Annotated in this window: 25 protein-coding genes; 14 read left to right on the forward strand and 11 right to left on the reverse strand. The window is 70.9% G+C overall.

The window, feature by feature from the left end; all coding sequences use genetic code 11:
- Together B1L11_RS31425 and B1L11_RS45800 are read left to right on the forward strand one after the other, a co-directional pair.
- Positions 1-355: cellulose binding domain-containing protein (locus tag B1L11_RS31425; protein WP_179155409.1), on the forward strand; the 355-nt coding region annotated here is incomplete at its 5' end.
- A gap of 433 nt (positions 356-788) precedes the next feature.
- Complete coding sequence (locus B1L11_RS45800) at positions 789-1796, forward strand: hypothetical protein (protein WP_143737679.1); 1008 nt, start codon at positions 789-791, stop codon at positions 1794-1796.
- A gap of 42 nt (positions 1797-1838) precedes the next feature.
- Here B1L11_RS45800 and B1L11_RS31440 read toward each other — a convergent pair whose 3' ends face one another.
- Complete coding sequence (locus tag B1L11_RS31440; RefSeq protein ID WP_079319020.1) at positions 1839-2192, reverse strand: hypothetical protein; 354 nt, start codon at positions 2190-2192, stop codon at positions 1839-1841.
- Between the two features lie 59 nt (positions 2193-2251).
- Here B1L11_RS31440 and B1L11_RS31445 point away from each other — a divergent pair, with 59 nt between their 5' ends.
- Entirely contained in the window at positions 2252-2563 is a 312-nt protein-coding gene (locus B1L11_RS31445) for a hypothetical protein (protein ID WP_179155410.1), read from the forward strand.
- A gap of 122 nt (positions 2564-2685) precedes the next feature.
- Positions 2686-3996, forward strand: coding sequence for an MATE family efflux transporter (locus tag B1L11_RS31450; RefSeq protein WP_079319021.1), 1311 nt, complete (start codon positions 2686-2688; stop codon positions 3994-3996).
- A 44-nt stretch (positions 3997-4040) separates the two neighbouring features.
- On the opposite strand, the gene B1L11_RS31455 is transcribed toward B1L11_RS31450, so the two are convergent.
- Positions 4041-4679, reverse strand: coding sequence for a TetR/AcrR family transcriptional regulator (locus B1L11_RS31455; protein ID WP_079319022.1), 639 nt, complete (start codon positions 4677-4679; stop codon positions 4041-4043).
- Between the two features lie 381 nt (positions 4680-5060).
- On the opposite strand from B1L11_RS31455, the gene B1L11_RS31460 reads away from it, so the two are divergent.
- From B1L11_RS31460 to B1L11_RS31480, 5 genes are read left to right on the forward strand one after another with little or no spacing between them, the layout of a single operon-like run.
- Entirely contained in the window at positions 5061-6071 is a 1011-nt protein-coding gene (locus B1L11_RS31460) for an MFS transporter (RefSeq protein ID WP_256863053.1), read from the forward strand.
- Positions 6061-7692, forward strand: coding sequence for a glycoside hydrolase family 13 protein (locus B1L11_RS31465; RefSeq protein WP_079319024.1), 1632 nt, complete (start codon positions 6061-6063; stop codon positions 7690-7692). The genes B1L11_RS31460 and B1L11_RS31465 overlap by 11 nt, the downstream gene beginning before the upstream one ends.
- The gene (locus B1L11_RS31470; RefSeq protein ID WP_218671436.1) at positions 7689-9713 is read left to right on the forward strand and encodes an alpha-galactosidase; all 2025 of its coding nucleotides are present in this window, start codon (positions 7689-7691) and stop codon (positions 9711-9713) included. Before B1L11_RS31465 ends, B1L11_RS31470 begins: the two co-directional genes overlap by 4 nt.
- On the forward strand, positions 9703-11388 hold the full coding sequence (locus tag B1L11_RS31475; protein WP_079319026.1) for a glycoside hydrolase family 2 protein: 1686 nt from the start codon (positions 9703-9705) through the stop codon (positions 11386-11388). The genes B1L11_RS31470 and B1L11_RS31475 overlap by 11 nt, the downstream gene beginning before the upstream one ends.
- Positions 11385-12368, forward strand: a complete 984-nt coding sequence (locus B1L11_RS31480) for a DUF2804 domain-containing protein (RefSeq protein WP_079319027.1) — start codon at positions 11385-11387, stop codon at positions 12366-12368. The genes B1L11_RS31475 and B1L11_RS31480 overlap by 4 nt, the downstream gene beginning before the upstream one ends.
- Positions 12369-12532: 164 nt before the next feature.
- Here the strand turns inward: B1L11_RS31480 and B1L11_RS31485 are convergent, their stop codons facing one another.
- The 3 genes from B1L11_RS31485 to B1L11_RS31495 form a co-directional block, all read right to left on the reverse strand.
- Entirely contained in the window at positions 12533-12853 is a 321-nt protein-coding gene (locus B1L11_RS31485) for a hypothetical protein (protein WP_079319028.1), read from the reverse strand.
- A 226-nt stretch (positions 12854-13079) separates the two neighbouring features.
- On the reverse strand, positions 13080-14588 hold the full coding sequence (locus B1L11_RS31490; RefSeq protein WP_143737680.1) for an extracellular solute-binding protein: 1509 nt from the start codon (positions 14586-14588) through the stop codon (positions 13080-13082).
- Positions 14588-16384, reverse strand: a complete 1797-nt coding sequence (locus B1L11_RS31495) for a hypothetical protein (protein WP_143737681.1) — start codon at positions 16382-16384, stop codon at positions 14588-14590. Before B1L11_RS31495 ends, B1L11_RS31490 begins: the two co-directional genes overlap by 1 nt.
- Before the next feature lie 45 nt (positions 16385-16429).
- Here B1L11_RS31495 and B1L11_RS45805 point away from each other — a divergent pair, with 45 nt between their 5' ends.
- Positions 16430-16801 (forward strand): hypothetical protein, encoded by a 372-nt coding sequence (locus tag B1L11_RS45805; protein ID WP_143737682.1) that lies wholly within the window; start codon positions 16430-16432, stop codon positions 16799-16801.
- Between the two features lie 56 nt (positions 16802-16857).
- On the opposite strand, the gene B1L11_RS31505 is transcribed toward B1L11_RS45805, so the two are convergent.
- The 3 genes from B1L11_RS31505 to B1L11_RS31515 form a co-directional block, all read right to left on the reverse strand.
- Positions 16858-17775: a TIGR03619 family F420-dependent LLM class oxidoreductase gene (locus B1L11_RS31505; RefSeq protein ID WP_079319032.1), complete on the reverse strand. Its 918-nt coding sequence runs from the start codon at positions 17773-17775 to the stop codon at positions 16858-16860.
- Positions 17776-18104: 329 nt separating this feature from the next.
- Positions 18105-18542, reverse strand: coding sequence for an Lsr2 family protein (locus B1L11_RS31510; RefSeq protein ID WP_079319033.1), 438 nt, complete (start codon positions 18540-18542; stop codon positions 18105-18107).
- 191 nt (positions 18543-18733) lie between these two features.
- Entirely contained in the window at positions 18734-19222 is a 489-nt protein-coding gene (locus B1L11_RS31515) for a nucleoside deaminase (RefSeq protein ID WP_256863054.1), read from the reverse strand.
- Between the two features lie 43 nt (positions 19223-19265).
- On the opposite strand from B1L11_RS31515, the gene B1L11_RS31520 reads away from it, so the two are divergent.
- Both B1L11_RS31520 and B1L11_RS31525 read left to right on the forward strand, forming a co-directional pair.
- Entirely contained in the window at positions 19266-20045 is a 780-nt protein-coding gene (locus B1L11_RS31520) for a DNA-formamidopyrimidine glycosylase family protein (RefSeq protein WP_079319035.1), read from the forward strand.
- 37 nt (positions 20046-20082) lie between these two features.
- Positions 20083-21150 carry a spore photoproduct lyase family protein gene (locus tag B1L11_RS31525; RefSeq protein ID WP_218671437.1) on the forward strand — a complete coding sequence of 356 codons (1068 nt, stop codon included), beginning with the start codon at positions 20083-20085 and terminating at the stop codon, positions 21148-21150.
- Between the two features lie 105 nt (positions 21151-21255).
- Here B1L11_RS31525 and B1L11_RS31530 read toward each other — a convergent pair whose 3' ends face one another.
- Both B1L11_RS31530 and B1L11_RS31535 read right to left on the reverse strand, forming a co-directional pair.
- Entirely contained in the window at positions 21256-22059 is an 804-nt protein-coding gene (locus B1L11_RS31530; RefSeq protein WP_256863055.1) for a glycerophosphodiester phosphodiesterase family protein, read from the reverse strand.
- A gap of 82 nt (positions 22060-22141) precedes the next feature.
- Positions 22142-22942: a class I SAM-dependent methyltransferase gene (locus tag B1L11_RS31535; protein WP_079319037.1), complete on the reverse strand. Its 801-nt coding sequence runs from the start codon at positions 22940-22942 to the stop codon at positions 22142-22144.
- A gap of 75 nt (positions 22943-23017) precedes the next feature.
- Between B1L11_RS31535 and B1L11_RS31540 the strand changes: the two genes are divergently transcribed.
- Positions 23018-23677: a TetR/AcrR family transcriptional regulator gene (locus B1L11_RS31540; protein WP_079319038.1), complete on the forward strand. Its 660-nt coding sequence runs from the start codon at positions 23018-23020 to the stop codon at positions 23675-23677.
- A gap of 35 nt (positions 23678-23712) precedes the next feature.
- Here the strand turns inward: B1L11_RS31540 and B1L11_RS52420 are convergent, their stop codons facing one another.
- The gene (locus tag B1L11_RS52420; protein ID WP_256863056.1) at positions 23713-23859 is read right to left on the reverse strand and encodes a hypothetical protein; all 147 of its coding nucleotides are present in this window, start codon (positions 23857-23859) and stop codon (positions 23713-23715) included.
- A 167-nt stretch (positions 23860-24026) separates the two neighbouring features.
- On the opposite strand from B1L11_RS52420, the gene B1L11_RS52425 reads away from it, so the two are divergent.
- Positions 24027-24377, forward strand: a complete 351-nt coding sequence (locus B1L11_RS52425) for an HAD family hydrolase (protein ID WP_256863057.1) — start codon at positions 24027-24029, stop codon at positions 24375-24377.
- Positions 24378-24391: the final 14 nt, after the last annotated feature.

Genomic DNA, 24391 nt, shown 5'->3' on the forward strand with positions numbered 1-24391 from the left:
GTCGCCGTCCCCCCAGCCCGTCACCGTCGCCCAGCCCCTCGCCGTCGCCCAGGCCCGGCGGCTGCTCGGCACCTACAAGGTGGTCGGCCAGTGGGGCGGCGGTTTCCAGGGTGAGGTCGCGGTCACCGCGGGCGGCTCGGCGATCAAGGGCTGGACCGTGACGTGGACCTACGCCGACGGCCAGACCGTCACCAACGCCTGGAACGCGACGGTCACCGGCAGCGGGGCCGGCGTCACCGCCCGCAACATGAGCTACAACGGCAGCCTCGGCGCCGGGGCCTCCACGACCTTCGGATTCCTCGGGTCGTGGAACGGCACCAACAGCGTTCCCACGCTGTCCTGCACCGCGAGCTGACCCAGAAGACAAGTGCGGGCCGGGTGCGACGCGCACCGGCCCGCGGCCGTGCTCGCGTGAGCGGTCGCGTCGTCCGGGCCGGAGCCATCCGCCGCCCGTCGCACGGCCGCATCAGATGACGTCCGAATCTCAAATCGGTTCGTCCCCCGCGACCTGCCGAAAGCGCCCACACCACCTCACGGCCGCGGATTTCCCCCGCATGGATTCGGCGGATATGGGGAAGGTCTCCTCAATCCCTCGGAAGTGACACAGTTTGGCAACAAAGTCGCTTCAGTCGGGTATCGGGGCAGAGCGCTCCGGTACGACCGCCGCCCCGTGCGGCGGAGACCATCGGATCGAACGATACGGAGGAACGGTGAAGCCGACCAACCCCCACCGCCCGAAAGGACTGTTGTCCGGACCGGGCGGGCCGCGCCGGCGCATCTCCCAACCCATGATCCTCGCGACCGCGTTCGTGCTGACGGCGTCGGGCGGCGTCGGAGTGACGGCGGCTTCCGCCGCCACCCCCGTCACCCCGCCGGACACCGCGGAGCCCGTCGTGACGGCCACCGTGACGATCACGCCGACGGCCGCCCCGACGGAGATCTCCACGGACTCCCCCACGGCGACGCCCACCACCGAGGTGCCCTTGGTGGGCCCGTTCCTCGGCGCGCTGCACGGCGAGGTGGTCGTGCCGACCAAGGACGGGTGCGGCACCGTCACGGTGTTCACCCAGACCGGGCAGGCCGTCGCCGTGGCGGACGACTCGATCACCGTTCGCAGCCAGGACGGCTTCGAGCGGTCGTACGCGATCGGCGACTCCACCCGGACGCTCACCGGGCGCCGGGGCGGCGAGATCCGGCAGGACGCCTGGATCTCCGTGATCGCGTCCGTCCAGCCCGGCACGCAGGCCCCCGCCCCCGAGAGCCCGGCTCCGGAGAGCCCGGCTCCGCCTCCGTCCACCACGCCGACCGTTCCCGAAACCACGCCGACCCCCTCGGAGAGCACGCCGACGCCTCCCGAAACCACGCCGACTCCCCCGGAGGGCACGCCGACGCCTCCCGCCGAAAGCACCCCCGCTCCTCTTCCGAGTGACACCTCGACGACCCCCGCTCCCCCCGCCGAGACGAACTCCACTCCCCCGCAGACCCAGGAGACGACACCCGCCGCCCCTCAGGGGGAGACGGCGACGGCCGCCTACGTCTTCGACCTCTCGCGGCCGAGCAAGCGGCTGTGGTATCTCGGCAAGAGCTCGCCGTACTCGCTGAAGTGGCGCTCGGGGAAGCCCACCTGGCGCGCCCCTGAGCCCTGTCCGACGCCGACGGCCGTTCCCACGGAACCGCCGGCCGCGACACCCGGCCCGGCCACGACCCCCACGGAGACCGCGCCTCCCACGGACAGCGCCGCACCCACCCCCGAGCCCACCGGCACGGACACGCCGACCCCGACTCCCACGTCCTGATCGATCGCAGGCCGGCCCTCGCCCCCTCGGCGAGGCGGCCTGTCACTGCTCCAGGCGGACGGTGACGGTCACGCGGCCCGCTTCGTCGCGTCTGGCGACGGCATGTCCGGTGCGCTCGACCCCGTCCAGTTGCAGCGATATCGGGCCGCCCTCGCCCAGGAAGTTGCGCCACCACGTCTTGGCGTCGGGGAGCTGGACGCCGATCGTGACGGTGTCACCCGCGCGCCGGAAGGCGACGGGCGTGCTGAAGGTGCGTCCCGAGCGGCGTCCCGTGTAGGTGACGACGGTGAGTCGCCTGCTGATCAGCCCGCCCCACCGGGGAGACGCGCGCAACGTCAGGACACAGGAGTTGAAACGGTCGATCGCTCGCCTCGGAAGCGGCCTCCGGTATCGCACAGAACCTCCATCACGACAGGTGTCTCTCGCCGCCAACGTAACCTGCTAAGTGGAGACCCTTGTCCACCAAGGCGGCCGGGCGGCTGCGTGCCGACTTCTCGCCGGACGACCTCGCCCTGCTGCTCATGGCCAACTGCGGCGTCGTCGCCGGCTCCGCAGGGGAGGCCGGGGTCGCGTCCCGGCGACTCGTGGCCTACCTGCTCGGCTCCTTCCGCGCCGAACAGGCCGACCCCCTCCCGCCGCCCGCCCGGCTCAGCCTGCACGACGTCCTGAACTCACCCACCTCCGCCACTCGTCCCGTACGGCGGGCCGGCGCCGGGCCGACCGCGCATCAAGGAACCACGGCGCCTCAAGGAACCGGTGACCGGTGACCGCAGCCGGGAAGCTTGTTGCGAACTATTCGCAATAGCAAGACAATTGCGTTCCTGCCGCCCGATGTCGCGGCGGGCCGATACGGCTCGCCGGGCGTCGGCCGGCCCCTTCTGGAGGACGCATGGGTGAGCACGTGGGCCGGGCCCCGCTGCGTCAGATACTCGCGCTCGCCGTGCCCGCGCTCGGGGTTCTGGCCGCCGAGCCGCTCTATCTGCTCGTCAACACGGCCATGGTGGGCCACCTCGGCGCGGTGCCGCTCGCGGGGCTGTCGGTCGGCGGGATCGTGCTGGCGCAGATCTCCTCCCAGATGACGTTCCTGTCCTTCGGCACGACCGCCCGCGCGGCCCGGCTGCACGGCGCGGGCCGCAGGGCCGACGCCGTGGCCGAGGGGGTGCAGGCGACCTGGCTCGCCGCGATCGCGGGACTGGTGATCACGGTGGCGGGACAGTTGCTCGCCGTGCCGGTCGCCGGTCTGCTCACCGGTGACGGCCGGGTCGCCGACGCGGCGGTGAGCTGGCTCAGGATCGCCCTGCTCGGCGCTCCGCTGATCCTGATCACCATGGCCGGGAACGGCTGGATGCGCGGCGTGCAGGACATGCGGCGCCCGCTGCGCTACGTGCTCGCAGGCAACGTCGTCTCCACCGCGCTGTGCCCGGTGCTGGTGTACGGGCTCGGCTGGGGGATCGACGGCTCGGCGGTCGCCAACGTGGCCGGGCAACTGATCTCCGCGGCTCTGTTCGTGCGGGCGCTGCGGGCCGAGGGCGTGCCGCTCGCTCCGGTTCCGGCCGCGATGCGCGCCCAACTCGGCCTGGCGCGCGACCTGGTGCTGCTCGGCCTGGCCTTCCAGGCGTGCTGGGTGTCGGCGACCGCGGTCGCCGCCCACACCTCCGCCGCGGCGGCCGGCGCCCACCAGGTGGTGTTCCAGCTGTGGATGTTCCTGGCCTTCGTCCTCGACGCGCTGGCCATCGCCGCCCAGGCGCTGGTCGGGGCCGCGCTCGGCGCGAACGACGCGGACCGCGCGCGCCGCCTGGCCTGGCAGGTGACCGGCTGCGGGCTGGTCTTCGGAACCCTGCTCGGCGTGGTGTTCGCGGCGCTGGCCGGATTCCTCCCCCACGTGTTCACCACCGACGCGACGGTGCTGGCCGAGTTGCCCGGCGCCTGGTGGTTCTTCGTCGCGCTGCAGCCGATCGGCGGCGTCGTGTTCACGCTGGACGGAGTGCTGCTCGGCGCCGGGGACGCGGCATACCTGCGTACGGCGACGGCGAGCGGGGCGGTGCTGGGGTTCCTGCCGGTGGTGTGGGCCTCGCTGCGATTCGGCTGGGGGCTGGTGGGGATCTGGTCGGGGTTGTCGGCCTTCCTGCTGATCCGACTGATCACCGTGCTGGCCCGGCTGAGGTCGGGCCGCTGGGCCGTGGTCGGCGCCGTACGGTGATCCGGCCGCGTACGGCCCGGTCTCCCGTCGACGTGCCAGGGGTGTCAGCCGCGCGAGGACACGTCGGCGAAGTAGGCCCTCAGGAGCCTGCGCCCCTGCTCGATCATGGCGGGGTCGCCCTCCGGTGAGGCCGTGAAGGCGAGCTGGAGGGCGGCCGCCGTGGCCTGGATGGCCAGCCGCATCACGCGGTACGGATCGGGCAGCGGCGGCAGCCCGGCCTCGTCCAGCGCGAAGTGGTAGAGCCGCTCGGCCAGCACGTCCCCGCCCTCCTTCGCCTCGCCTGGGGGCAGGAACGTCGCCCCGCCCGGCCGGGTGTCGGCGAAGTCGACCACGGTGTAGCCGGGGACCGTCCTGCGCATCTCGACCGTCTCGATCAGGACGAGCTCCGCCGCGCGCGGCCAGGTGAGCGCGCCCTCCGCGGCCTCCGCCGCCACTCGGCGGCGCAGCCGCACCAGCAGCAGCTCCAGGTTGCGCAGCGCCAGCTCGCGCAGCATGCCGGGCTTGCCGTCGAAGAACTGGTAGATGGTGCCGCTCGGCACTTCGGCCCGCCTGGCGACGTCGACGATGGTCAGCGCGTCGAGGCCCACCTCGTCCAGGAGACGGGCGCAGGCGTCGAGGATGCGCTCGACCCTGTCGATGCTGCGCTTCTGGACCGGCCGCCGCCGGACGCCGGGATTGTCCACCGATCAGTCTTAACATAACGCCCTGTCATGTTCTAACGTGGCACCCTCTCATGTTTTGGAACCTCGAAGGAACCGCATGGACGAGGTGCGCGTCACGCCCGTCGAACGGGTGACCACCGGATGGATGACCCTGCTGGCGCTCGCCCAGATGGGCGTCATCATGGCGATGACCGTCGGCAACCAGATCCTGCTGCCCTCCCATGTGGCGCACATCGACCCGGCGCACAAGGAGGCGTCGCTGGCGACCGTGTTCGCCGTCGGCGCCGTCTGCACGATCATCGCCAACCCGCTGTTCGGCGCCATGTCCGACCGCACCCGTTCCCGGTTCGGCCGGCGCGTCCGTGGATCGTGGGGGGAGCGCTGGTCTGCGCCGCGTCCCTGGTGTTCCTCGCCTGGCAGGAGTCGCTGGCCGGACTGGTCGTCGGCTGGGCGGTGGCCCAACTGGCGTTCACCGCCGCCCTGGCCGCGGCGATCGCCACCGTGCCCGACCAGGTGCCCGTCCGTCAGCGGGGCAAGGTGTCCGCGCTGGCGGGCGTGGGCCAGTTGACCGGGCCGCTGCTGGGCGGGGTCGTGGCCACCGTCCTGCTGACCGGCGCGAAGGCCGGATTCCTCTCGATGGCGGCGCTGATCCTGCTGCTCGTGCTGCCGTTCGGCCTGTTCACCCGCGAACCCGCGGAAATGCCTGCCGCCGCCCTTATCGTCGGAACCACCGCGCGCGCCGCCGCACCCGTCACCGCCGCCGCGGGCACGGCGGGGTCGCCGCCGTTCGGCCTGCGGTCCTTCCTGCGCGGCCTGTGGGTGAGCCCGCGCCGGCATCCCGACTTCGCCTGGGCCTGGACGAGCAGGCTGATGATCACCCTCACGCTCGCGATGGCGATCGGCTATCTGCAGTACTACCTGCGGGACGCCGTCCACTACGAGCGGCTCTTTCCCGGTTCGACCGTCGAACAGGGCGTCGTGGTCCTCGTGGCGGTGTTCACGCTGAGCAGCGTCGTGCCGACCCTGCTCGCGGGCTGGCTGTCCGACCGGTACGGCAGCCGCAGGCCCGCCGTCTTCGTCGGCGGCCTCACGATGGCCGCGTCGGGACTGGTGCTGACGATCCTGACGAGCTGGTCCGCCGCCATCGCGGCGTCCGTCCTGCTCGGCGCGGGCTACGGCATGTTCGCCGCCGTCGACCAGGCGATGGTCACCCAGTTGCTGCCCGCCGACGCCGACCGGGCCAAGGACCTCGGCATCGTGAGCCTGGCCAACTCCGCGTCCAACACGCTGGGCCCGGTGATCGCCGCACCCCTGGTCACCTCGGCCGGCGGTTACCCGCTCATGTACGGCGTGGCGGCGGGCTTCGCCACGCTCGGGGCCTGTCTGATCTGGAGGATCCGCGGTGTCCGCTGAAACCGAGAGCCCCACCCAGCCGTACGACCAGGGCGCCTGGTGGCGTGACGCGGTGGTCTACCAGGTGTATCCGCGCAGCTTCGCCGACGCGAACGGCGACGGCGAAGGGGACCTGCCCGGCGTGCTGTCCCGCCTCGGCCACCTGGCCGACCTGGGGGTGGACGCGATCTGGCTGAGCCCGTTCTACCCCTCGCCGCTGGCCGACGGCGGCTACGACGTGGCCGACTACTGCGACGTCGATCCCCGGTACGGCACGCTCGCGGACTTCGACGCGCTCGTGGCGGCGGCCGCGGCGAAGAACATCAAGGTGATCGTGGACATCGTCCCCAACCACTGCTCGGCCGAGCATCCGTGGTTCCGTGCGGCGCTGGCCGCCGGTCCCGGCAGCCCCGAGCGCGACCGGTTCGTCTTCCGCGACGAGCCGAACAACTGGCAGTCCGTGTTCGGCGGCCCGGCCTGGACCCGGGTGCCCGACGGGCAGTGGTATCTGCACTTGTTCGACTCCGGGCAGCCCGACTGGAACTGGCGGCACCCCGACGTGGTCGCCATGTTCGAGCGGGTGCTGCGGTTCTGGCTCGACCGGGGCGTGGCCGGGTTCCGGATCGACGTGGCCAACATGCTGTTCAAGCAGGACGGCCTGCCCGACGTGGTCCCCGGCAGCCAGGGCGGCCCGCTCACCCCGGGTCACGCGCCCGTGCCGTACGAACACCAGCCGGAGCTGCTGGACCTCTACCGGTCCTGGCGGAAGATCCTCGACTCCTACCCCGGGGCGCGCGGCACGGTGGCGGAGATGTGGTTCGGCCATCCCGACCAGGCCAGGCCCTACCTGTCCGGAGACGGGCTGGCCCAGCTCTTCGGCTTCGGCCTGATGCCGGCCCCGTGGTCGGCCGAGGAGTTCCGTACGGTCATCGACCGGTCGCACCGGCTGGCGCGTGAGACGGGCGGGTCGATCCCGTGGGTGCTGGGCAACCACGACGTGCCGCGCATGGTGACCAGGTTCGGCGTCGACCAGGACCTGGTCCGCGCGCCGACCCCGGAGGTGCTGCTCGGCCGGATGGACGTGGACGTGGAGCTGGGCACCAGGCGCGCACGTGCGGCGGCGCTGCTGCTGCTCGCCCTGCCCGGCGGGGCGTACATCTACCAAGGGGACGAACTGGGCCTGCCGGAGCATCTCACCATTCCGGACGAGGCCCGGCAGGATCCCATGTTCGAGCGCACGCTGCGCACGTTCATCGGCAGGGACGGCTGCCGGGTGCCCCTCCCCTGGTCCGGCGCCGCTCCGCCGTACGCCTTCGGGGGCGGTGACACCTGGCTGCCGCAGCCGGAGGACTGGGCGGCGCTGACCGTGGCTGCGCAGCGGGACGACCCCGGCTCGACGCTGAACCTCTACCGCGCCGCGCTCGCCATCCGGCGCGACCACCCCGCGCTCGGCGACGGCGACCTGACCTGGCTGGACACGCCTCCCGGCGTGCTGGCCTTCGCCCGCGACCCCGGCTTCACGCTCATGGTGAACTTCGGCGCCGAGCCGGTGCCGCTCGCCTGGCACCACGACGTGCTGCTCGCGAGCGGGCCGCTCGAGGGCGACCTGCTGCCGCCCGACACCGGAGTGTGGCTGTCGTGACCATCGAAACCGAACCGGGGTTGTGGCTGCTCACCACCCCGTCCAGCGCGTACGTCGTGCGGCTCGGGCCGGACGGCGCGCCGCGCTGTGCCCACTGGGGGCCGCGGCTCACGCTCGGCCAGGCCCGCGCGCTGCCCGCCGGCCCCGAGGAACTGCCCGTCGAGGGCGGCGGCCGGTTCGGCGTGGCGGGCCTGCAGGTCAGGTATGGCGACGCCGTACGCGGGGTCGAGTGGCGTCACGTCGGTCACGACATCGACGGCGGCCACCTGACGATCAGGATGGCCGACCGGCACTACCCGCTGGAGATAGACCTGCACTACCTGGTCAGGCCGGACAGCGACGCCGTCGACCGCTGGACGACCCTGCGCAACACGGGTGACGGGCCGATCACGGTCCTGCGCTGCGACTCGGCGGCCTGGGCGGTGCCGCGGCGCGAGGACTACCGGCTGACCCACGTCACGGGCGAGTGGGGCGCGGAGTTCCAGGTCAGGCGTACGGCCCTGGCCGTGGCCGATACCGTGCTGACCAGCAGGCGCGGGCACAGCGGCCACCACGCCAACCCGTGGGTGATGCTCGACGCGGGCGACGCGACCGAGGACCGCGGCGAGGTGTGGAGCGCGGCGCTGGCCTGGAGCGGAAGCTGGCGCATCACCGTCGAGCGCGACCACGACGGCCGCGCGGGCTGGAGCGGCGGGTTCGGGCACGAGGGGGTGACCTGGCGGCTCGGACCCGGCGAATCCCTGGAGACGCCGGCGTTCACCGGGATCTATTCGGCCGAGGGGTTCGGCGGGGTCAGTCACCGGTGGCACGACCACGTCCGCCGCCACGTGCTGCCCGCGCCCGGCCGGGTGAGGCCGGTGGTCTACAACTCCTGGGAGGCGACCGAGTTCGACATCTCCCAGGACCAGCAGATGGAGCTGGCCGAGCTCGCCGCGGGCATCGGCGTGGAGCTGTTCGTGATGGACGACGGCTGGTTCGGCGGGCGCGCCGGCGCCTTCGCGGGCCGTACGGGCGAGACGGCGGGCCTGGGCGACTGGTGGCCGAACCCCGACCGCTTCCCCGACGGCCTCACCCCGCTGATCGACCACGTGAAGCGGCTCGGTATGGCATTCGGCCTGTGGGTGGAGCCGGAGTCGGTCAATCCCGACAGCGAGCTCTACCGCACCCACCCCGAGTGGGTGCTGCGCCAGCCCAACCGGCGCGCGACCGAGATACGCGACCAGCTCCTGCTCGACTTCTCCCGGGACGACGTCGCCGAGTGGGCGTACGACCGGCTGGACGAGCTGGTGGCGCACAACGACATCGCGTTCCTGAAGTGGGACATGAACCGGCCGATCACCGAGGCCGGCGACGAGGTGTGGGTGCCGTACATCAGGAACGTGTACGCCGTGATGGACCGGCTGCGCGCGGCCCACCCGCACCTGACGATCGAGGGCTGCGCGAGCGGCGGGGGCCGTGCCGACCTCGGGATGCTCGCCCGCACCGAACAGATCTGGACCTCGGACAACACCGACGCCGCCCAGCGGATCGCGATCCAGCACGGCTACGGCCAGGTCTATCCGGCCTGCACGATGGGCGCCTGGGTGACCGACAGCCCCAACGCGCTCACCGGCCGGCCGACGCCGCTGGCCTTCCGCTTCCACGTCGCGATGTCCGGTGCGCTCGGCATCGGCGGCGACCTGCTGCGCTGGAGCCCGGCCGACCTGGAGCAGGCGAAGCGCCTCGTCGAGCAGTACAAGCTGATCCGCCCGGTCGTCCACGAGGGCCGGATGGACCGCCTCGCCGACTGGGCCGTGCAGTACACCCTCGATCCGCACGTCGTGGTGTTCTCCTGGCGGCCGACCACGCTGGTCCGCGTGACGGCCCCCGTACGGCTGAAGGGCCTGGACCCGGACGGCGTCTACCGCGACGAGGACACCGGGAAGACGCACCACGGCACGCTGCTGATGAGCCACGGGCTGCCCCGGCCGTGGCCGTTCGACGCCACCAGCGAACTGAAGAGGCTCACCCGTGTCGGATAACCCGATCCCGGAATACCCGCGGCCCCAGCTCGTCCGCGACAGCTACCTCAACCTCAACGGCCGCTGGGAGTACGCGATCAGGGACTACGCCCCCGAGACGTACGACGGCGAGATCCTCGTGCCGTACTCGCCTGAGGCGCCGCTGTCCGGAGTGAACCGGCAACTGCTGCCCGGGGAGACCCTCTGGTATCGGCGCCGGTTCGACCTGCCGGACGACTTCGCCGACGGGCGGGTGATCCTGCACTTCGGCGCGGTCGACCAGACCTGCCGGGTGTGGGTCAACGACGACGAGGTCGGCGGTCACACCGGCGGCTACCTGCCGTTCTCGTTCGACGTCACCGACGCGCTGCGCCCGTCGGAGAACGTCCTGGTCGTCGCCGTGCGGGACGACACCGGGAACGGCTCGCGGGGCAAGCAGCGGCTGCGGCGCGGCGGCATCTGGTACACCGCCCAGTCGGGCATCTGGCAGACGGTCTGGGCCGAGCGCGTCCCGGAGGTCCACGTCGAACGGCTCACGCTGACCCCGCTGCTCGGCGACTCCTGCGTGGAGGTGACGGTCCACGCACCCACGGGAGAGGCGCATGTCGAGATCTCGGCCGGAGGCGAAGCGGTCGCACGGGTCACGGTGCCGGCTGAGCGGCCGGTGCGGGTCCCCCTGCCCGAGGTTCGCGCCTGGAGCCCAGAAGATCCCTTTCTGTACGACGTCGCCGTGTCGCTCGGCGCGGACCGCGTGCGGAGCTATTTCGGCATGCGCTCCTTCTCGGTCGGGCCCGACGCCGACGGCGTCCCCCGGCTGCTGCTGAACGGCCGGCCGTACTTCCACGCCGGGGTGCTCGACCAGGGCTACTGGCCGGACGGCCTCTACACGCCGCCGTCCGACGAGGCGATGATCCATGACATCGCCACGATGAAGCGGCTCGGCTTCACCATGCTGCGCAAGCACATCAAGATCGAGCCGCTGCGCTGGTATCACCACTGCGACCGGCTCGGCATGCTCGTCTGGCAGGACATGGTCAACGGCGGCGAGCCGTACCGTCCGTGGGTGATCACCACACCCGCGTTCCTGCCCTTCGTACGGATGGACGACCGCCGCCACCGCCGGTTCGGCCGGGCCGACGCGGCGGGCCGTACGGCGTTCGAGGCCGAGACGCGCGCCACGGTCGAACACCTGCGCAACGTGGTGAGCCTGGCGGTCTGGGTGCCGTTCAACGAGGGCTGGGGCCAGTTCGAGGCAGCGCGGATCGCCGCGGAGGTCGCCCGGCTCGACCCGACGCGTACGGTCGACCACGCCAGCGGCTGGCACGACCAGCGCGCGGGCGACCTGCGCAGCCTGCACGTCTACTTCCGCCGGTTCCGCCCGCCGCGCCCGGACGGCCGGGTGCTCGTGTTGTCCGAGTACGGCGGATACAGCCTGCGCGTCGAGGGCCACGTCTGGGGCGAGAAGGAGTTCGGCTACCGCCGGTACCGTACGGCGGACGCGCTCGGCGAGGCGTTCGCCCGGCTGCACGAGGAGCAGATCATCCCGGCTGTCGCGCGCGGCCTGAGCGCGACCGTCTACACCCAGGTGTCCGACGTCGAGGACGAGATCAACGGCCTGCTCACCTACGACAGGGCGGTGCTCAAACTCCCCGAGGACCTCGTACGCTCGATCACGGAAAGGCTCAGGTTCGCATGACCACGCACGAGCGGGAGATCACCGAGCCGGTCGACCTGTGCCTGCCGGACGGGCGGCTCAACCCCGGCGCGGTGGGCTGGACCCGCCGTCCTCTGCACCGGGGCAACCTGCGCGGCTGGGGACGGCGCAAGCGCTGGGAATACTGGGGGATCGTCACCCCCCGCCACATCGTCGGCCTGGTCGCGTCGTCGCTGGACTACGCCGCGGTGAACGGGGTGTACGTGCTCGACCGGGACACCCGTGTGGAGCTCGCCAAGGACGTCGTGGTGCCGCTGGCCCGCGGCGCCGTCTTCCCCGACCGCAGCGGCGCCGGGACGGCGTCCGTACGGGGCGGTGGTGTGACGATCGACATCGAGCAGAGTGCCCTCGGCACGGCGATCCGGGCCGTGGCGCCCGGTGTCGAGCTCGATCTGGAGGTGCCGCTGCCGGAGGGTCACGAGTCGCTCGGCGTGGTGGTGCCGTGGGGGCCGAACCGGTTCCAGTACACGGTGAAGGACGTCGGCCGCCCGGTGCGCGGGCGGCTGCGGCTGGAGTCGGCCGAGTTCACCGTCGACGAGGCGGACTCGTTCGCCGTGCTCGACCACGGCCGCGGGAAGTGGCCGTACTCGATCACGTGGAACTGGGCGGCGGGCAGCGGGCCCGGCCGGGCGATCCAGCTCGGCGGCAGGTGGACCGACGGCACCGGCTCCACCGAGAACGCCCTGTTCGTCGGGGGCCGCCTGCACAAGATCGGCGACGAGCTGGAGTGGTCGTACGACCGGACCGACTGGCTGCGGCCGTGGCGGATCATCGGCCCCCGGGTGGAGGTGGAGTTCCACCCGTTCCACGAGAAGGCGGCCCGCACCGAGCTCGGCCTGGTGGGCAACGAGACGCACCAGTGCTTCGGCCACTTCTCCGGGCGGGCCCGGGCCGACGACGGCGCCTGGGTGGACCTCGACGGCCTCACCGGCTGGGCCGAGGAGGCCCGCAACCGCTGGTGATCCACCGGGCCCGGACGCCTTCGTGCCCCTCCACGCACGTCGCGTACGGGTAGTCGTGGAGGGCAGAGCCTGGGCTCCGGCGGATCGGTCGCCGGAGCCCTTGTCCCTGCTCTGCGGAATGAATCGCTTCCGGGCTTCATTCCGCAGGCCGTCAGGCCGGCCTTCTAATTGACACAGGCGACCAATTCGGGGAGTACGTTGGAGCAGTGGCCCGCGACGCAGACGTCCCAGAGGATGTCGTCGAGGTCCGAGCGGGAGCAGCTGTTCCGGAAGCACTCGTTCCGGAAGGGTTCATTCCGGAAGGGTTCGTTCCGGAAGCTGACGTTTTCGAAGGTGTTGTTGAACCCGTCGGTACACGGGTTGGTACAACCCCAGCCAGTTGGGACGGTCGAGGCGCTCGCGGCCGTGGCGCCCGCGGCGAGGGCACCACCGCCGAGCGCGGTGGAAAGTGCGAGTCCGGCGATGACCTTCTTGAGCTTGGGCATTTCGTCCCCCTCTAAAGGATCAACTGCCTAATGTGTGCGTCATCCCTAAATGAACAGGAATGTCGCATAATGACCGTTAAGTGGTCATTGCCCCGCGACGTCATTGTTTCCCGGCAGAACTAGCAACAAACGGTGATCTACGGTATTTAATGCCGCATTGTCCGATTGAGAGCCCTCACGGAGCACTTATGACGCCTTTATCCCTTAATGTCCGATTTGGACTCGCCTACTTGGGAGTGCGGCAGGCGTCGTCCGACCGCAGTCTGCCGTCCAGAGCGTCCCTGAGCGCGTCGGAGAAGTGGTGGAAGTCGGGGGCCACGGCGGACGTGGTCGTCGCCAGGGGAAGCAGGCATGTTCGGAACACCTGGCTGAACGTGGCGTAGTAGGCGGACATGGGGCGCGGCCTCGCGTGGTCCACCGCCCGGTGAACCTCACGGGCGAACCCGGCGAGTTGCTCGCCAGTGATCTCGGTGTCCCGCTCGGCGGGGTGGGCCGCACCGTCCGCATCGTCAGACGTGACCTCTCGGCACGTCCGTGCGGTCTTCGGTGTCTCGTACTCCTCGTACAGAGCCGCGACCACCGGCGGATAGCCGGCGCAGGCGAACAACCACTCCTGGGTGCGCTCGGAGATCAGGTGGTAGATGAGGTCCTTCGCCTCCTCCTTGTGCGGGGAGTCCTTGGCGATGGCGAGGTCGACGCCTCCCAGCACGCCGGTCCCCGGGAACGAGAGGACCTTGAATTTCAGGGACCCGTCGTCGTTGCGCATCAGCGGGTCGGCGGCCAGCCGGTTGAAGGCGAACGGCCAGTTGCGCATGTAGCCCACGCGGCCCGTACGGAAAGCCTGGAGGCTGCTCTCCTCTCGTAGCCTGCTCTCGTCCCGCAGCTTGGGCTTACCGTCCTTGACCGTGAACAGGGCCTCGCGCCAGGTGCCCAGCGCGTCCAGCATCTTCTTGCCGTTGTCCTCCTCGTCGAGGACGACGTTTCCCTCGTCGTCGAAGACGACGGCTTTGTTCCCCGCCTCCTCGCCCTGAGCCTCCTCGTCCTGGGCCGAGAAGATCGCTTCGAGCAGGTTGACGGTGCCGCCCTCGTAGTCGTCGAACTGCGCCGCATAGCCGTGATCCTTGGCCAGTTCGAGGAACTTCTTCGTGTCCCGCGGCGGATCCGGTTTGTCGGTTCGCCAGTACAGGAGCGGAGCGTCGGCGGCGAACGGCACCGCGAACTGCTCTCCGTCGACCTGACCGGTCTCCAGCGACTTGCGCAGGAAGTATTGCTCCGGAGGGCCGCCCAGCTTGCCGGGGTCCAGCTCGAACTTCTCGAGATAGTGGTTCCTGGCGAACTCGGTGATGTAGGCGACGTCCAGGAGGAGCACGTCATAGGCGCATCGCTTGGACTGCGCCGCGGCGGCCAGCTCGGAACGCTGCTCGTCGGAGGACTCGGAGATCTCGACCAGCGTCGCCTTCAGCGGATCCTTCTTCAGCCTGCGCTGCTCGTCGTTCCACGCCTTGATCACATTGTGGCGTACGCCGCCGGCGCCGATCTCCGCCCCCGTTCCTATGACGAGGTCGTCCGGACGGCCGGGGCAGGCGTTCTGCGAGGACGCCGGCCCGTAGTGCTGGCTGACCGCGATCACGAACAGCGCGCCCGCCAGGAAGCAGGCCACGGCGAGCCGGAGGTGGAACCTCGTGAAGCGATCGAACCATCGGTTCCAGAACGCCCCGCGGGGTCCCGCCGCCATCACGACCACTCCCTGAACTGGAAGATCATCCGCCCGAGCGCTCCCGCGACATCCGTACCGGTCGTGTCGTCGCACACGACGTGTTTGGCGGGCGGCTCGGCCGACCCCGGCGGCCCGTCGGACGGCGACGGCCGCACCGCACGAGGGGCCTCAAGACCGTCCGGACACTTCCCTCCGAACGTGAGGATGTAGAGGTTCGATATGTGCTCGGCCTTATCCAGCGCGCGCCTGATGGACTGTCCCGCCTTCGCGGGGTCGGGTTCGTCGTTGAAAGGGCCCCCGTCGGTGATGACGGCGAGCGAATTCGCCGGGTGGCCCAACCCGCCGATCACCGTGGAGATCGGCTCGTCGAAACCCGACTGCGTGTCGTCCGCGATCCATCGCAGGATCTCGCCATAACCGCTCGGGCCCGCTCCGCCGTCCGCGTCGCCCTCCCGCGCCATGGGCGCCTTCGCGATCCCCTTGCCATCGGCGAAGAACTTGCCCGCGGAGACCTGGTCGGTGTCCGTGAGGATCTGCCTTACTTCGGCCAGGGCGTCGTGCAGGTCGGAGGCGGACGCGGTGGGAGACCGTGCCATGGAACCCGATCCGTCCACCATGATCTGAAGATCGACCCGGTGACCCGGCCGGGCGGCGTCCACGGATATCCGGGCCGGAGACGACGGCTGTGGTCCCTCCCGGGCGGAATCGAACAGTTTGTTGTGCGCGAGCCACGTGGCGAAGGCGTCCAGCGCCTCCCGGCGGGCCGGATCCTCCGACCAGTCGATCTCCACGAACGGATAGTCGAGCGTGGGCAGGTCCACGGACGAGGCCGTGGTCAGCGCCGCTCTTCCCTCGATCGGATTGTGCGCGCACCCCTCTATGCCCATGTCGCCGCCACGGTTGTACTCGTCGGCGCTGTGCGACGGAACCAGCGCCACCAGCTTCGCCCAGCCCTCGTCCGTCTCCTTCTGGTCGGTGCCTCTCAGATGGCACAGCAAGGCGTTGGCGCTGTTGTCGAAGGTCGCACGCGGTGCGGTGCCGCCGGACTCCGATCCGGCCCGGTTCAGGGTCGTGGCCACGATCGCGCCGGACGTGGAGAACGCGGGCTGCGGGTAGACGAGCGACATGCCCTTGCTCCGGGCCCGCCGCACGATCTCGGCAAGCGGGTAACCCGCGCTCTCCAACTCGCTGGTGAGGAGATCGTTCCTCGCGGCGCCGAACACCGCGATCGACATGTGGTCCGTCCCCACCTGCTCGGGCATCTTGTGCAGGAGGGAATTCAGGCTGCCCGTTTTCTCGGGCCCGCTTTTCGTCTTCCCATCTCCCTTATCCGGCACGTCCTGGACGACGAGGTCGAACTCCGCGGAACTGGTGGGAATCCAGGCGTCAGGGGTCAGGCCGAGCATCCGGCGATAGGGTTCGTCGTTTTGCAGCGCGTCGTCCCGGAGCCACTCGTTTCGGAAGCCGTAGCGCATTTCCTCGATCGTCGGCGCGACGCCGACCGCTATCCGAACCGGTGCGCATCCGTCTTTCCGCTGCTCCTTCGTATAAGCCGCGGCCCTCTTGCTCAGCGCCGCCACGTTCTCGAGAGCGGTGATGACACGCAACTCTCGCGGGGGCTCACACGGGCCGGGCGGCGCGACCACTTTGACGACCACCAGCCCCAACCAGGCCGGTGAACGCCCCCAGGCCACGCGGCGATGTAGCCGACCGCCAGGGGCAGCAGCATCCGGCCCGCCCAGCTGCGCAGTCCCTGCGGCCACTGGATCCGGCGGAAAGGCCAGAGGACCACCGTGGCAACGGCCGCCGCCCACCGGCCCGACGTCCCGACCTTGCCCCGCCACAACGGATAGCAGCAGGTGATCACGAGCGCCCCGACGGACGCGGGAACGGTGATGAGCGGAGTGACCGGCGCCTGCTCGATGAGACTCTGCAGCCTGTTGGAGAAGGGCGTCGCCACCGCCGTCGCCACTCCCGTCGCCACGGAAGTGATCGCTGCGGTCAGCGCCGTGGTGATCAATCCGGATCGGCTGTTGGAGTGCTGCTCCTGTTTGTTTCGGTTTTCTCCGTTTATTTCCGGACTTTCTCCTGAGGATCGATCCGGACTTTCTCCTGGTGGGGGCACGGGGGCGGACATGAGGAAGAGCCTGTTCGACGGGCTGGGTGATCCGGCCGCCGCCGGATCACGAAAGACCGACCCCTATTGTGCGCGGCGCTGTCAGGAAATGTAACCCCTTTCTTACAAACAGCCACCGTACCGCTGCTCGCTGTCGTGCGTATCGCGGTCTCAGCCCGCGCGCAGCATGGTGACGAGCGCGTGCGCGACGTCGAGGAACCGCTCACGCGAAGAGGTCGTCGTCTGAAGATCGACGAACGCCTCATGCGCTCCGGCCTCGGCGAGGGTCAGCAGGTAGTCGGCGACCTGCCGTACGGTTCCCGCGTGCGGCACCTGGTCGGCGGGCGCCGGCGAGTCGGTGATCGCCGGATTGACCCGCACCACCATGCGCAGGGCGGACGGGTCCCGGCCCGCGCGTGACGCGGCCTCCAGCGCCAGGCCCCACAGAGCGGTCAGGTAGGGCATGGGCATGGCCGCGCTCAGCCAGCCGTCGGCCCGCCGGCCGACCCTCTCCAGCGCCGGAGGCGTGTACCCCGCGAGCAGGATCGGCGGGCGCGGCCGCTGGCAGGGCTTGAGGTCGATGTGCGACGGCGGCACCGTCCACAGCGCGCCCTTGTGCTCGACCACCTCACCGGTCCAGACGGCCTCCATCAGGTCGAGCGTCTCCTCCAGCCGGTCTCCCCTTCCCCTCCAGGGCACCCCGGTCGCGGCGTACTCGTCGCGGAGCCAGCCGAGACCGATGCCGACGTCCAGCCGTCCGTGGCTGAGCAGGTCGAGCGAGGTCAGCGTACGGGCGAGCAGGACGGGCGGCTGCCACAGCGCGTTGAGCGTGCTGGTCCCCAGCCGGATCTCCCGCGTGCTGACCGCGGCAAGCGTCAGTGCGGTGAGCGGGTCGAAGAAGGTCCCGAACGCCGGGGGGACCGTCCCGTCCCCTCCGGGGTACGGATCGCTGGGCGTCAGCGGGAGCAGGATGCGGTCGCCCGCCCACAGGCTGTCGTAGCCCATCGCTTCGAGATCCGTGCTCGCCCGCCGGATGAATTCCGGGTCGGCGAACGCGCCGTACTGAGGGACCGCGTATCCGAGCCGCATGAGTCTTTCCTTCGCAACTGCGCCGGTAGAAGATCGCCCTGATCGGGCGTCGGCGGAGACGCTAGGAAGGCCCGCTTGCGGAAAACTTGGACAAGCCGGGATTCAGGGTCCAAGAGCGTCCCAAGGCTGGGGTTACCTGTGGACCGTGGTCGAAACCGGTAGGACGAAGGTTCCCGCGCGCCGCTCCTCGGCTGCGGCGAACGTAAGGGACATCGGCAGGTCGAGCGGACGCCCGGTCCGGCTGCCTGTCACGGCGGCCGGCCGGGCCGGGCGAATTCCGATCTCAGCGCTGGAACGCCGACTCCGGGGCGTCCGCCCCGGACGTCCGCTCAGGCGCCGACGGCCGCCTCCGCGGACTTCTCCGTGTGGTCCGCGGCGGACTCACCGCGGGAGTCCTCGGCGGCGGCATCCTCGGTGGCGGCGTCAGGGTGCGCCGCGATGAACTGCTCGATGACCTCGTCGGCCATCTTCCCGCGCGCGGGCACGTCCAGCCCCTGCTCGCGGGCCCATTCGCGCACGTCCGTCAGGGTGTAGCCGCGCAGACGCGGGGAGGTGTCTGCGGCCTTCTTCGACCGCGTCGCCTGCTTCACCTCACGGGCGTTCTCCAGCACTTCCTCGATGAACGCGAGGGCCTCGCTCAGCCGCTGCTGGTTCGCGTCGGACAGGTCGATGGCGAAGGTCCGGTTCAGCAGCGGGAACTCCCGTCTCGCCACATCGTCGCCCTCGGAGTGGTCGAGGTCGTCAACCAGTATCACCTTCTGCGCCACGTGCAGCCCTTCCAGGGTGGATCTCCGTCTATCTGGACCGTGGCATCCTACTGGTGCTTCCCTCACCGGCCCGCCTTCCCGTCGACGACCAGCCTGCGCAGCTCCTCCATGCTCACCTCGGCGGGGTGGCCGGAGACGGCCAAGACGGCACCGGGAAACGGGCCCGTATCAGGATGCAGAGGAGACAGGGCTCAGGAGCCGGTGTGGAGGCGGCGGTGCAGCGCGCGGACCTCGTCCACCAGCGCGGGCACGGGCCCGGCCACCCGCACACCGGGCGCGACCTCGCCGACCGGGAGCGTACGCACCGGCGGGGGCGGCACGTCCCACTCGGCCAGCCACTGGGCGAGCTGGGCCGACGACACCACGTAGACGATCCGCCCCAGCCCCACCCACGCGTGCGCCGCCGCGCACATCGGGCAGTGCTCGCCGGACGTGTAGACCGTGGCCTTCGCGCGTTCCTCCGGCGTCATGTTCCCCGCGGCCCAGCGCGCCAGCTCGAACTCGGGGTGCCGCGTGTGGTCGCCGCCCGCCACCCGGTTGCGGTCCTCGGCCAGCACCTTCCCGTCCCCGGAGACCAGGACCGAGCCGAACGGTTCGTCGTCCGCCTCCAGCGCTTCCTTCGCCAGCTCCACACAGCGGCGCAGGTGCCGCAGTTCCTCAGATGTCGGCTCGTAACTCACGATCGAAACGGTATCTCCGAGCGGGGCGGGTAGGGCGAGGGGCATGCCGGAGGGGCATCTGGTCCACCGCTACGCGGACGAGCAGCACGAGGCACTCGCCGGGCGCGTGGTCAGGGCCACCAGCCCGCAGGGCAGGTTCGACGCGCGGCCGTACGACGGCAGGGTCGTCGAGGGCGTGGAGGCGCTCGGCAAGCACCTGCTCTACTGGCTGGAGGACGCCCCGCCCATCCACGTGCACCTCGGCATGCAGGGCCTCTTCCTGCGGTACGACGACCCGGCGGCCGAGCCGCGCAAGGGCACCCGGCTGCGGCTGGCGACCGGCGAGGCGGCGTTCGACCTGATCGCGCCCGCCCGCTGCGAGCCGATGGACGAGCGGGCGCTGGCGGCGCTGCGGGCCGCGACCGGCCCCGACCCGCTGCGCCGTGACACCGACCGTGAAACCGACCGGGACGCCATTCGGGAGGAGGCCGTACGACGCCTGCTCGCAGCCCGCACCGCGGTTGGCGCGGCCGTGCTGGACCAGAGCGTGTGGTCGGGGATCGGCAACGCCTGGCGGGCGGAACTGCTCTTCCTCACCGCCCTCGATCCCGGCGTCCGCGACATCGGCACGGAGGCCGCGGGGCGGCTGTGGGACACCGCGGTGCGCTACCTCGCGCTGGGCCGCGACGCCGGACAGGTGGTGAGCGATCCGGACGCGCCGGACGAGCGGTGGGTCTACAAACGTGCGCGCTGCCGCCGCTGCGGAGCCGCCGTCCGGACCTGGACGCTGGCCTCGAGGACTGCGTACGCGTGCCCGGCCGACCAGCACCTGCATGCCATCTGACTGGGAAGTCGCACCTTTGTCGAGTTGTTATACCCAGGTGAACGAAGGCCGGAGACTGCTGGACATCCGCCGCGTCTCCGTCGAGCCCGCCGCCGCCGAACTGCCGCGCGGCAAGGAGATCCTGGAGCGGTTTCCCGAGGCCGAGCGCGTCGAGATCGAGGCCCACCACCGCATCCCCGAGCTGTACGGGGACGAGGCGAACGTGGCCCGCTGGGTCAGGATCAAGACCGAGGCGCTGGTCCTCGGCGTCAAGAAGTCGCTCACGGCGCGGCCGAACGGCCGATCGAGCGACTTCATCGCGCCCTCGACGGCCAACGGCTGCGCGATGGCCTGCGCGTACTGCTACGTGCCGCGCCGCAAGGGCTACAGCAACCCGATCACGGTGTTCGCCAACATCGACAAGATCACGGGCTATCTCGCCAGGCACGCCGGGCGGCAGGGCGTCAAGCCCGAGCCGAACCAGGTGGACCCGCACGCCTGGGTCTACGACATCGGCGAGAACTCCGACTGCTCGGTGGACGCGACCGTCTCCGACAACGTGCGCGACCTCGTCGGCCTCTTCCGCGGCCTGCCGAACGCCAAGGCGAGCTTCGCCACCAAGTACGTCAACCGCGACCTGCTCGGCTGGGACCCGCAAGGCCGTACGCGCGTTCGCTTCAGCCTGATGCCGGCCGCCGACGCCAAGCTGCTCGACATCCGCACCTCGCCCGTCGCCGAGCGGATCGCGGCCATCGACGACTTCGTCGAGGCGGGATACGAGGTGCACGTCAACTTCAGCCCGGTGGTCGTACGCGACGGCTGGCTGGAGGACTGGGCGGAGCTGCTCGGGCAGCTCGACGACGCGCTGAGCCCGGCGGCCCGGGCCCAGCTCGCCGCCGAGGTCATCTTCCTCACGCACAACGACCGGCTGCACGAGGTCAACCTCGGGTGGCATCCCAAGGCCGAGGAGGTGCTGTGGCGTCCCGACCTCCAGCAGCCGAAGCGCTCGCAGACGGGCGGCTGGAACGTCCGCTACAAGACCGGTCACAAGGGCCGCTACGTCACCGCGCTCACCGACCTGATCGCCGACAAGATTCCGTACTGCCGGGTCCGCTACGCCTTCTGACCGCCCTCCGGCAGCGCGAGAGCGCGTCTGAGCGCCGCCGTCATCCCGCGAGTTCGCGTACGACGTCGGGTCTGTTGGTGATGACGCCGTCCACGCCCGCGCCGATCAGGCGGCGTACGGCGGCGGGGTCGTCCGACGGTCCAGGCCGAGGACCTTCATGCGCAGCCGGTGGACGCGCCGGACGTACTCCTCCGTGACGTCGGCGTACGGCGGGTTGATCTGGTCGGCGAACCGGGCCAGGCCGGGCAGGTCCGCGACCTGCGGCGTGCCGAGCAGGCCGATCGGCACCCCGGGCATGAGGCGGTGGAAGCGGCGCATCGAGTCCCAGTCGAACGATTGCACGACGACCCGGCCGCGCCAGGCCGGATCGCGCCCGATCTCCTCCGCCACCCGGGCCTCGATGCCGGGATAGAGCCGGGGCTCCTTGATCTCCAGCAGCAGCCCGAGCCCGCTGCCGCGCATCGCGCGCAGCGCCTCGCCGAGCGTGGGCACCGCCTCCCCCGCGTACTTCCGTGAAAACCACGAGCCGGCGTCGAGCTTGCGGATCTCGGCCAGCGTGAGGTCGCCGACCCGCCACGGCGCCCGGCCGGGGAAGACCTCCTCCGCGTCGGTCGTACGGCCGAGCGTCGTGTCGTGCATCAGGACCAGGTGGTGGTCCCTGGTCTCCTGGACGTCGAGTTCGAACATGTCCGCGCCCTGGTCGCGGGCCAGGTCGAAGGCGGCGACGGTGTTCTCCGGCGCGTACGCGGACGCGCGCGATGGGCCACGACCAGAGGCCCTGACGCCGCCGTGGCGGGAACGATCGAGGTGAGGGCGATCAGGACGATCGCGGCGATGAGGCCGAGTCGCCGGCGCATGGTTCTCCTCGGAGTCGGGAGCGACTACGAGGAGAACTTGACCACCCACCATTACACGCAGTTGATTTCCCGGTGGCGACCTGGTGCCGGCTCGGTGAGCATCGCCCCGTCTCCGGGCATCCCGCCCGTAACTGTCAGAGGCGCGCCGCGGTGACCACCACTGTGACGTAGGACATCGTGAAGCCGCCTCCCATCGCGTCGATCGCGGCTCCGACTTCGGAGAGCACCTCCGACAGCGTGTCCGGGGGGACCCGCGTGAGGGCGCCGGACGTGGGCATCTGGTCCAGCCACTCGTCCCGGGTGTAGAAGCGCTGCCAGTCGTATCGCCACTCCTCGGGATCGCCGAACGCCCCCACGTCCCTGATCCCGTCGGCGGCCTTGGTGAACAGCGGCCGGTAGCCGTCCAGGGCCGACCCCGCGGGCCGGTCCTGGGACGGGAATCCGGGCATCACCCGCCGGTAGACCGCGGCATGGGCCTCCGCCACAGCCGGTGGAGGCTCGAACACGTGCCAGAACGCCGCCAGCCGCCCACCGGGACGCAGCACCTCGGCCGCCTTGGCCGCTCCGATGGCCGGATCGACCCAGTGCCAGGCCGTTGCGGCGACGACCGCGTCGAACGTACGACCGGCGGGGTCCCAGGCTTCGAAGGTCGCCACCTCGACCTCGAGCCCGTCACGGCGCGCGAAGTCCGCCATCCGCGCGTCGGGCTCGACGCCGAGCACCGTGCAGCCCGCCGCCCGGAACTGCCGGGCCGCGATGCCGGTGCCGCAGCCGACGTCCAAGACGTCCGGCCCGGGGCTGGCGGCGACGATGCGCTCCACCATCGCGCCGGGGTAGGGCGGCCTGGTCCGGTCGTAACGCTCGGCGTCCACGCCGAACGACTCCGCCATTCCCCTGGCCTTGTGTGGTTCGTTCTCGGAAACAGAAGTGGGCATGCGCCCACTATGAGTGGGCAAGTGCCCACTAGTCAATTCGGATAAACTCGACGCACGGACAGGAGGGATGGAACGGTGCCGACGGGGGTTGCCCTCCGCGACGCGCGGGAGCAGTTGTTCGCCGCCGCCGAGCGGGTCCTGCTCAGGGACGGGCCGAGCGCGCTGACCAGCCGGGCGGTCACCACCGAGGCGGGCTGCGCCAAGGGCGTCCTGCACCGGCACTTCGCCGACTTCGACGACTTCCTCGCCGAACTCGTGCTCGACGGCATCGCCAGGATCGACGCACAAGCCGTCACCCTGCGTCAGTCCGCCGGAACCGGCACCGTCGTCGGCAACCTGACCGCCGTGCTGACCGACCTGTTCGGGTCGGTCGCCGTGGCGGTGGTCGGCCTGATCATCTCCCGTGACGGCCTGCGCGCCCGGCTGCGCCAGGCCAGGCCGGGCCCAGGCCTGCCGCTCCTGACCGAGGCCGCGGCCATGCTCGCCTCCTACCTCGCCGCCGAGCGCGACCTCGGCCGCATCGCGGCGGACGCCGACGTCGACACGCTCGCCCCCACACTGCTGGGAGCCTCACACCTGCTGTTCGCCGACCGGGACGGCGGCCCGCCGCAGGCCGACGCCGTCCACAAGATGGTGACCACGGCCATCGCCGGCGTCGTACGGACCGAGTCGCGAGCACCGCAAGCCGCTCCCTTCTACGCCAAGATCGCCGCGAACCGCTCCGACGAGAAGTAATCACATGAGCGCCGGAATCGGGCCGGGTAACGTGATCAGGCGTGACGAGGCTGGCGCTCTTCGATCTGGACAACACATTGGTCGACCACGACGAGGCCTTCCGCAGGTGGGCCGAGGAGTTCGCGGACGGCCACCGCCTCGATGCCGAGGCGGTCGAGCGGCTGGTCGCCCTCGACGGGCACGGCTATCTGCCGCGCGAGACGCTCTTCGCCCAGGTGAAGGAGGACTTCGGGATCGACGGCCAGGTCGAGGACCTGTGGGCCGCCTACCGGCGCCGTATGCCGGACCTCGTCCGCTGCCCGCAGGAGGTGCGCGACGGCCTGACCCGCCTGCGTACGGCGGCTGGCGGGTGGCGATCGTCACCAACGGGCGGGCGGACAACCAGCTCGGCAAGATCCGGCGGACCGGCCTCGACGAGGTCGTTGACGGGTGGGCCGTCTCGGAGGCCGAAGGCGTCCGCAAGCCCGACCGGGGGCTGTTCGAGATCGCCGCGACCCGCGTGGGCGCGAGCCTCGGCGCGGGCGGATGGGTGATCGGTGACCACCCGGTGATGGACGTGGCGGGAGGACGGGCCATCGGATTCGCCACGATCTGGATCGATCGGGGGGCCTGGGCGGGCCGGGAGCCCGCATCGGACCACACCGTGACCGACGTGACCGAGGCGATCGGCATCCTGTTGTCCGACGCGGAAGGCCGGTAGCCGCGTGGACGACA

It is taken from the genome of Microbispora sp. GKU 823 (assembly GCF_002027145.1).
In the GTDB taxonomy this organism is placed as follows: Bacteria; Actinomycetota; Actinomycetes; order Streptosporangiales; family Streptosporangiaceae; genus Microbispora; species Microbispora siamensis.

Bases quoted from the DNA above. Each gene is read 5' to 3' on its own strand.
- B1L11_RS45800 (WP_143737679.1), top strand. From the start codon at position 789: ATGATCCTCGCGACCGCGTTCGTGCTGACGGCGTCGGGCGGCGTCGGA.
- B1L11_RS31450 (WP_079319021.1), top strand. From the start codon at position 2,686: ATGGGTGAGCACGTGGGCCGGGCCCCGCTGCGTCAGATACTCGCGCTC.
- B1L11_RS31480 (WP_079319027.1), top strand. From the start codon at position 11,385: ATGACCACGCACGAGCGGGAGATCACCGAGCCGGTCGACCTGTGCCTG.
- B1L11_RS31485 (WP_079319028.1), bottom strand. From the start codon at position 12,853: ATGCCCAAGCTCAAGAAGGTCATCGCCGGACTCGCACTTTCCACCGCG.
- B1L11_RS31490 (WP_143737680.1), bottom strand. From the start codon at position 14,588: ATGGCGGCGGGACCCCGCGGGGCGTTCTGGAACCGATGGTTCGATCGC.
- B1L11_RS31505 (WP_079319032.1), bottom strand. From the start codon at position 17,775: ATGCGGCTCGGATACGCGGTCCCTCAGTACGGCGCGTTCGCCGACCCG.
- B1L11_RS31520 (WP_079319035.1), top strand. From the start codon at position 19,266: ATGCCGGAGGGGCATCTGGTCCACCGCTACGCGGACGAGCAGCACGAG.
- B1L11_RS31530 (WP_256863055.1), bottom strand. From the start codon at position 22,059: ATGGTGGGTGGTCAAGTTCTCCTCGTAGTCGCTCCCGACTCCGAGGAG.
- B1L11_RS31535 (WP_079319037.1), bottom strand. From the start codon at position 22,942: ATGCCCACTTCTGTTTCCGAGAACGAACCACACAAGGCCAGGGGAATG.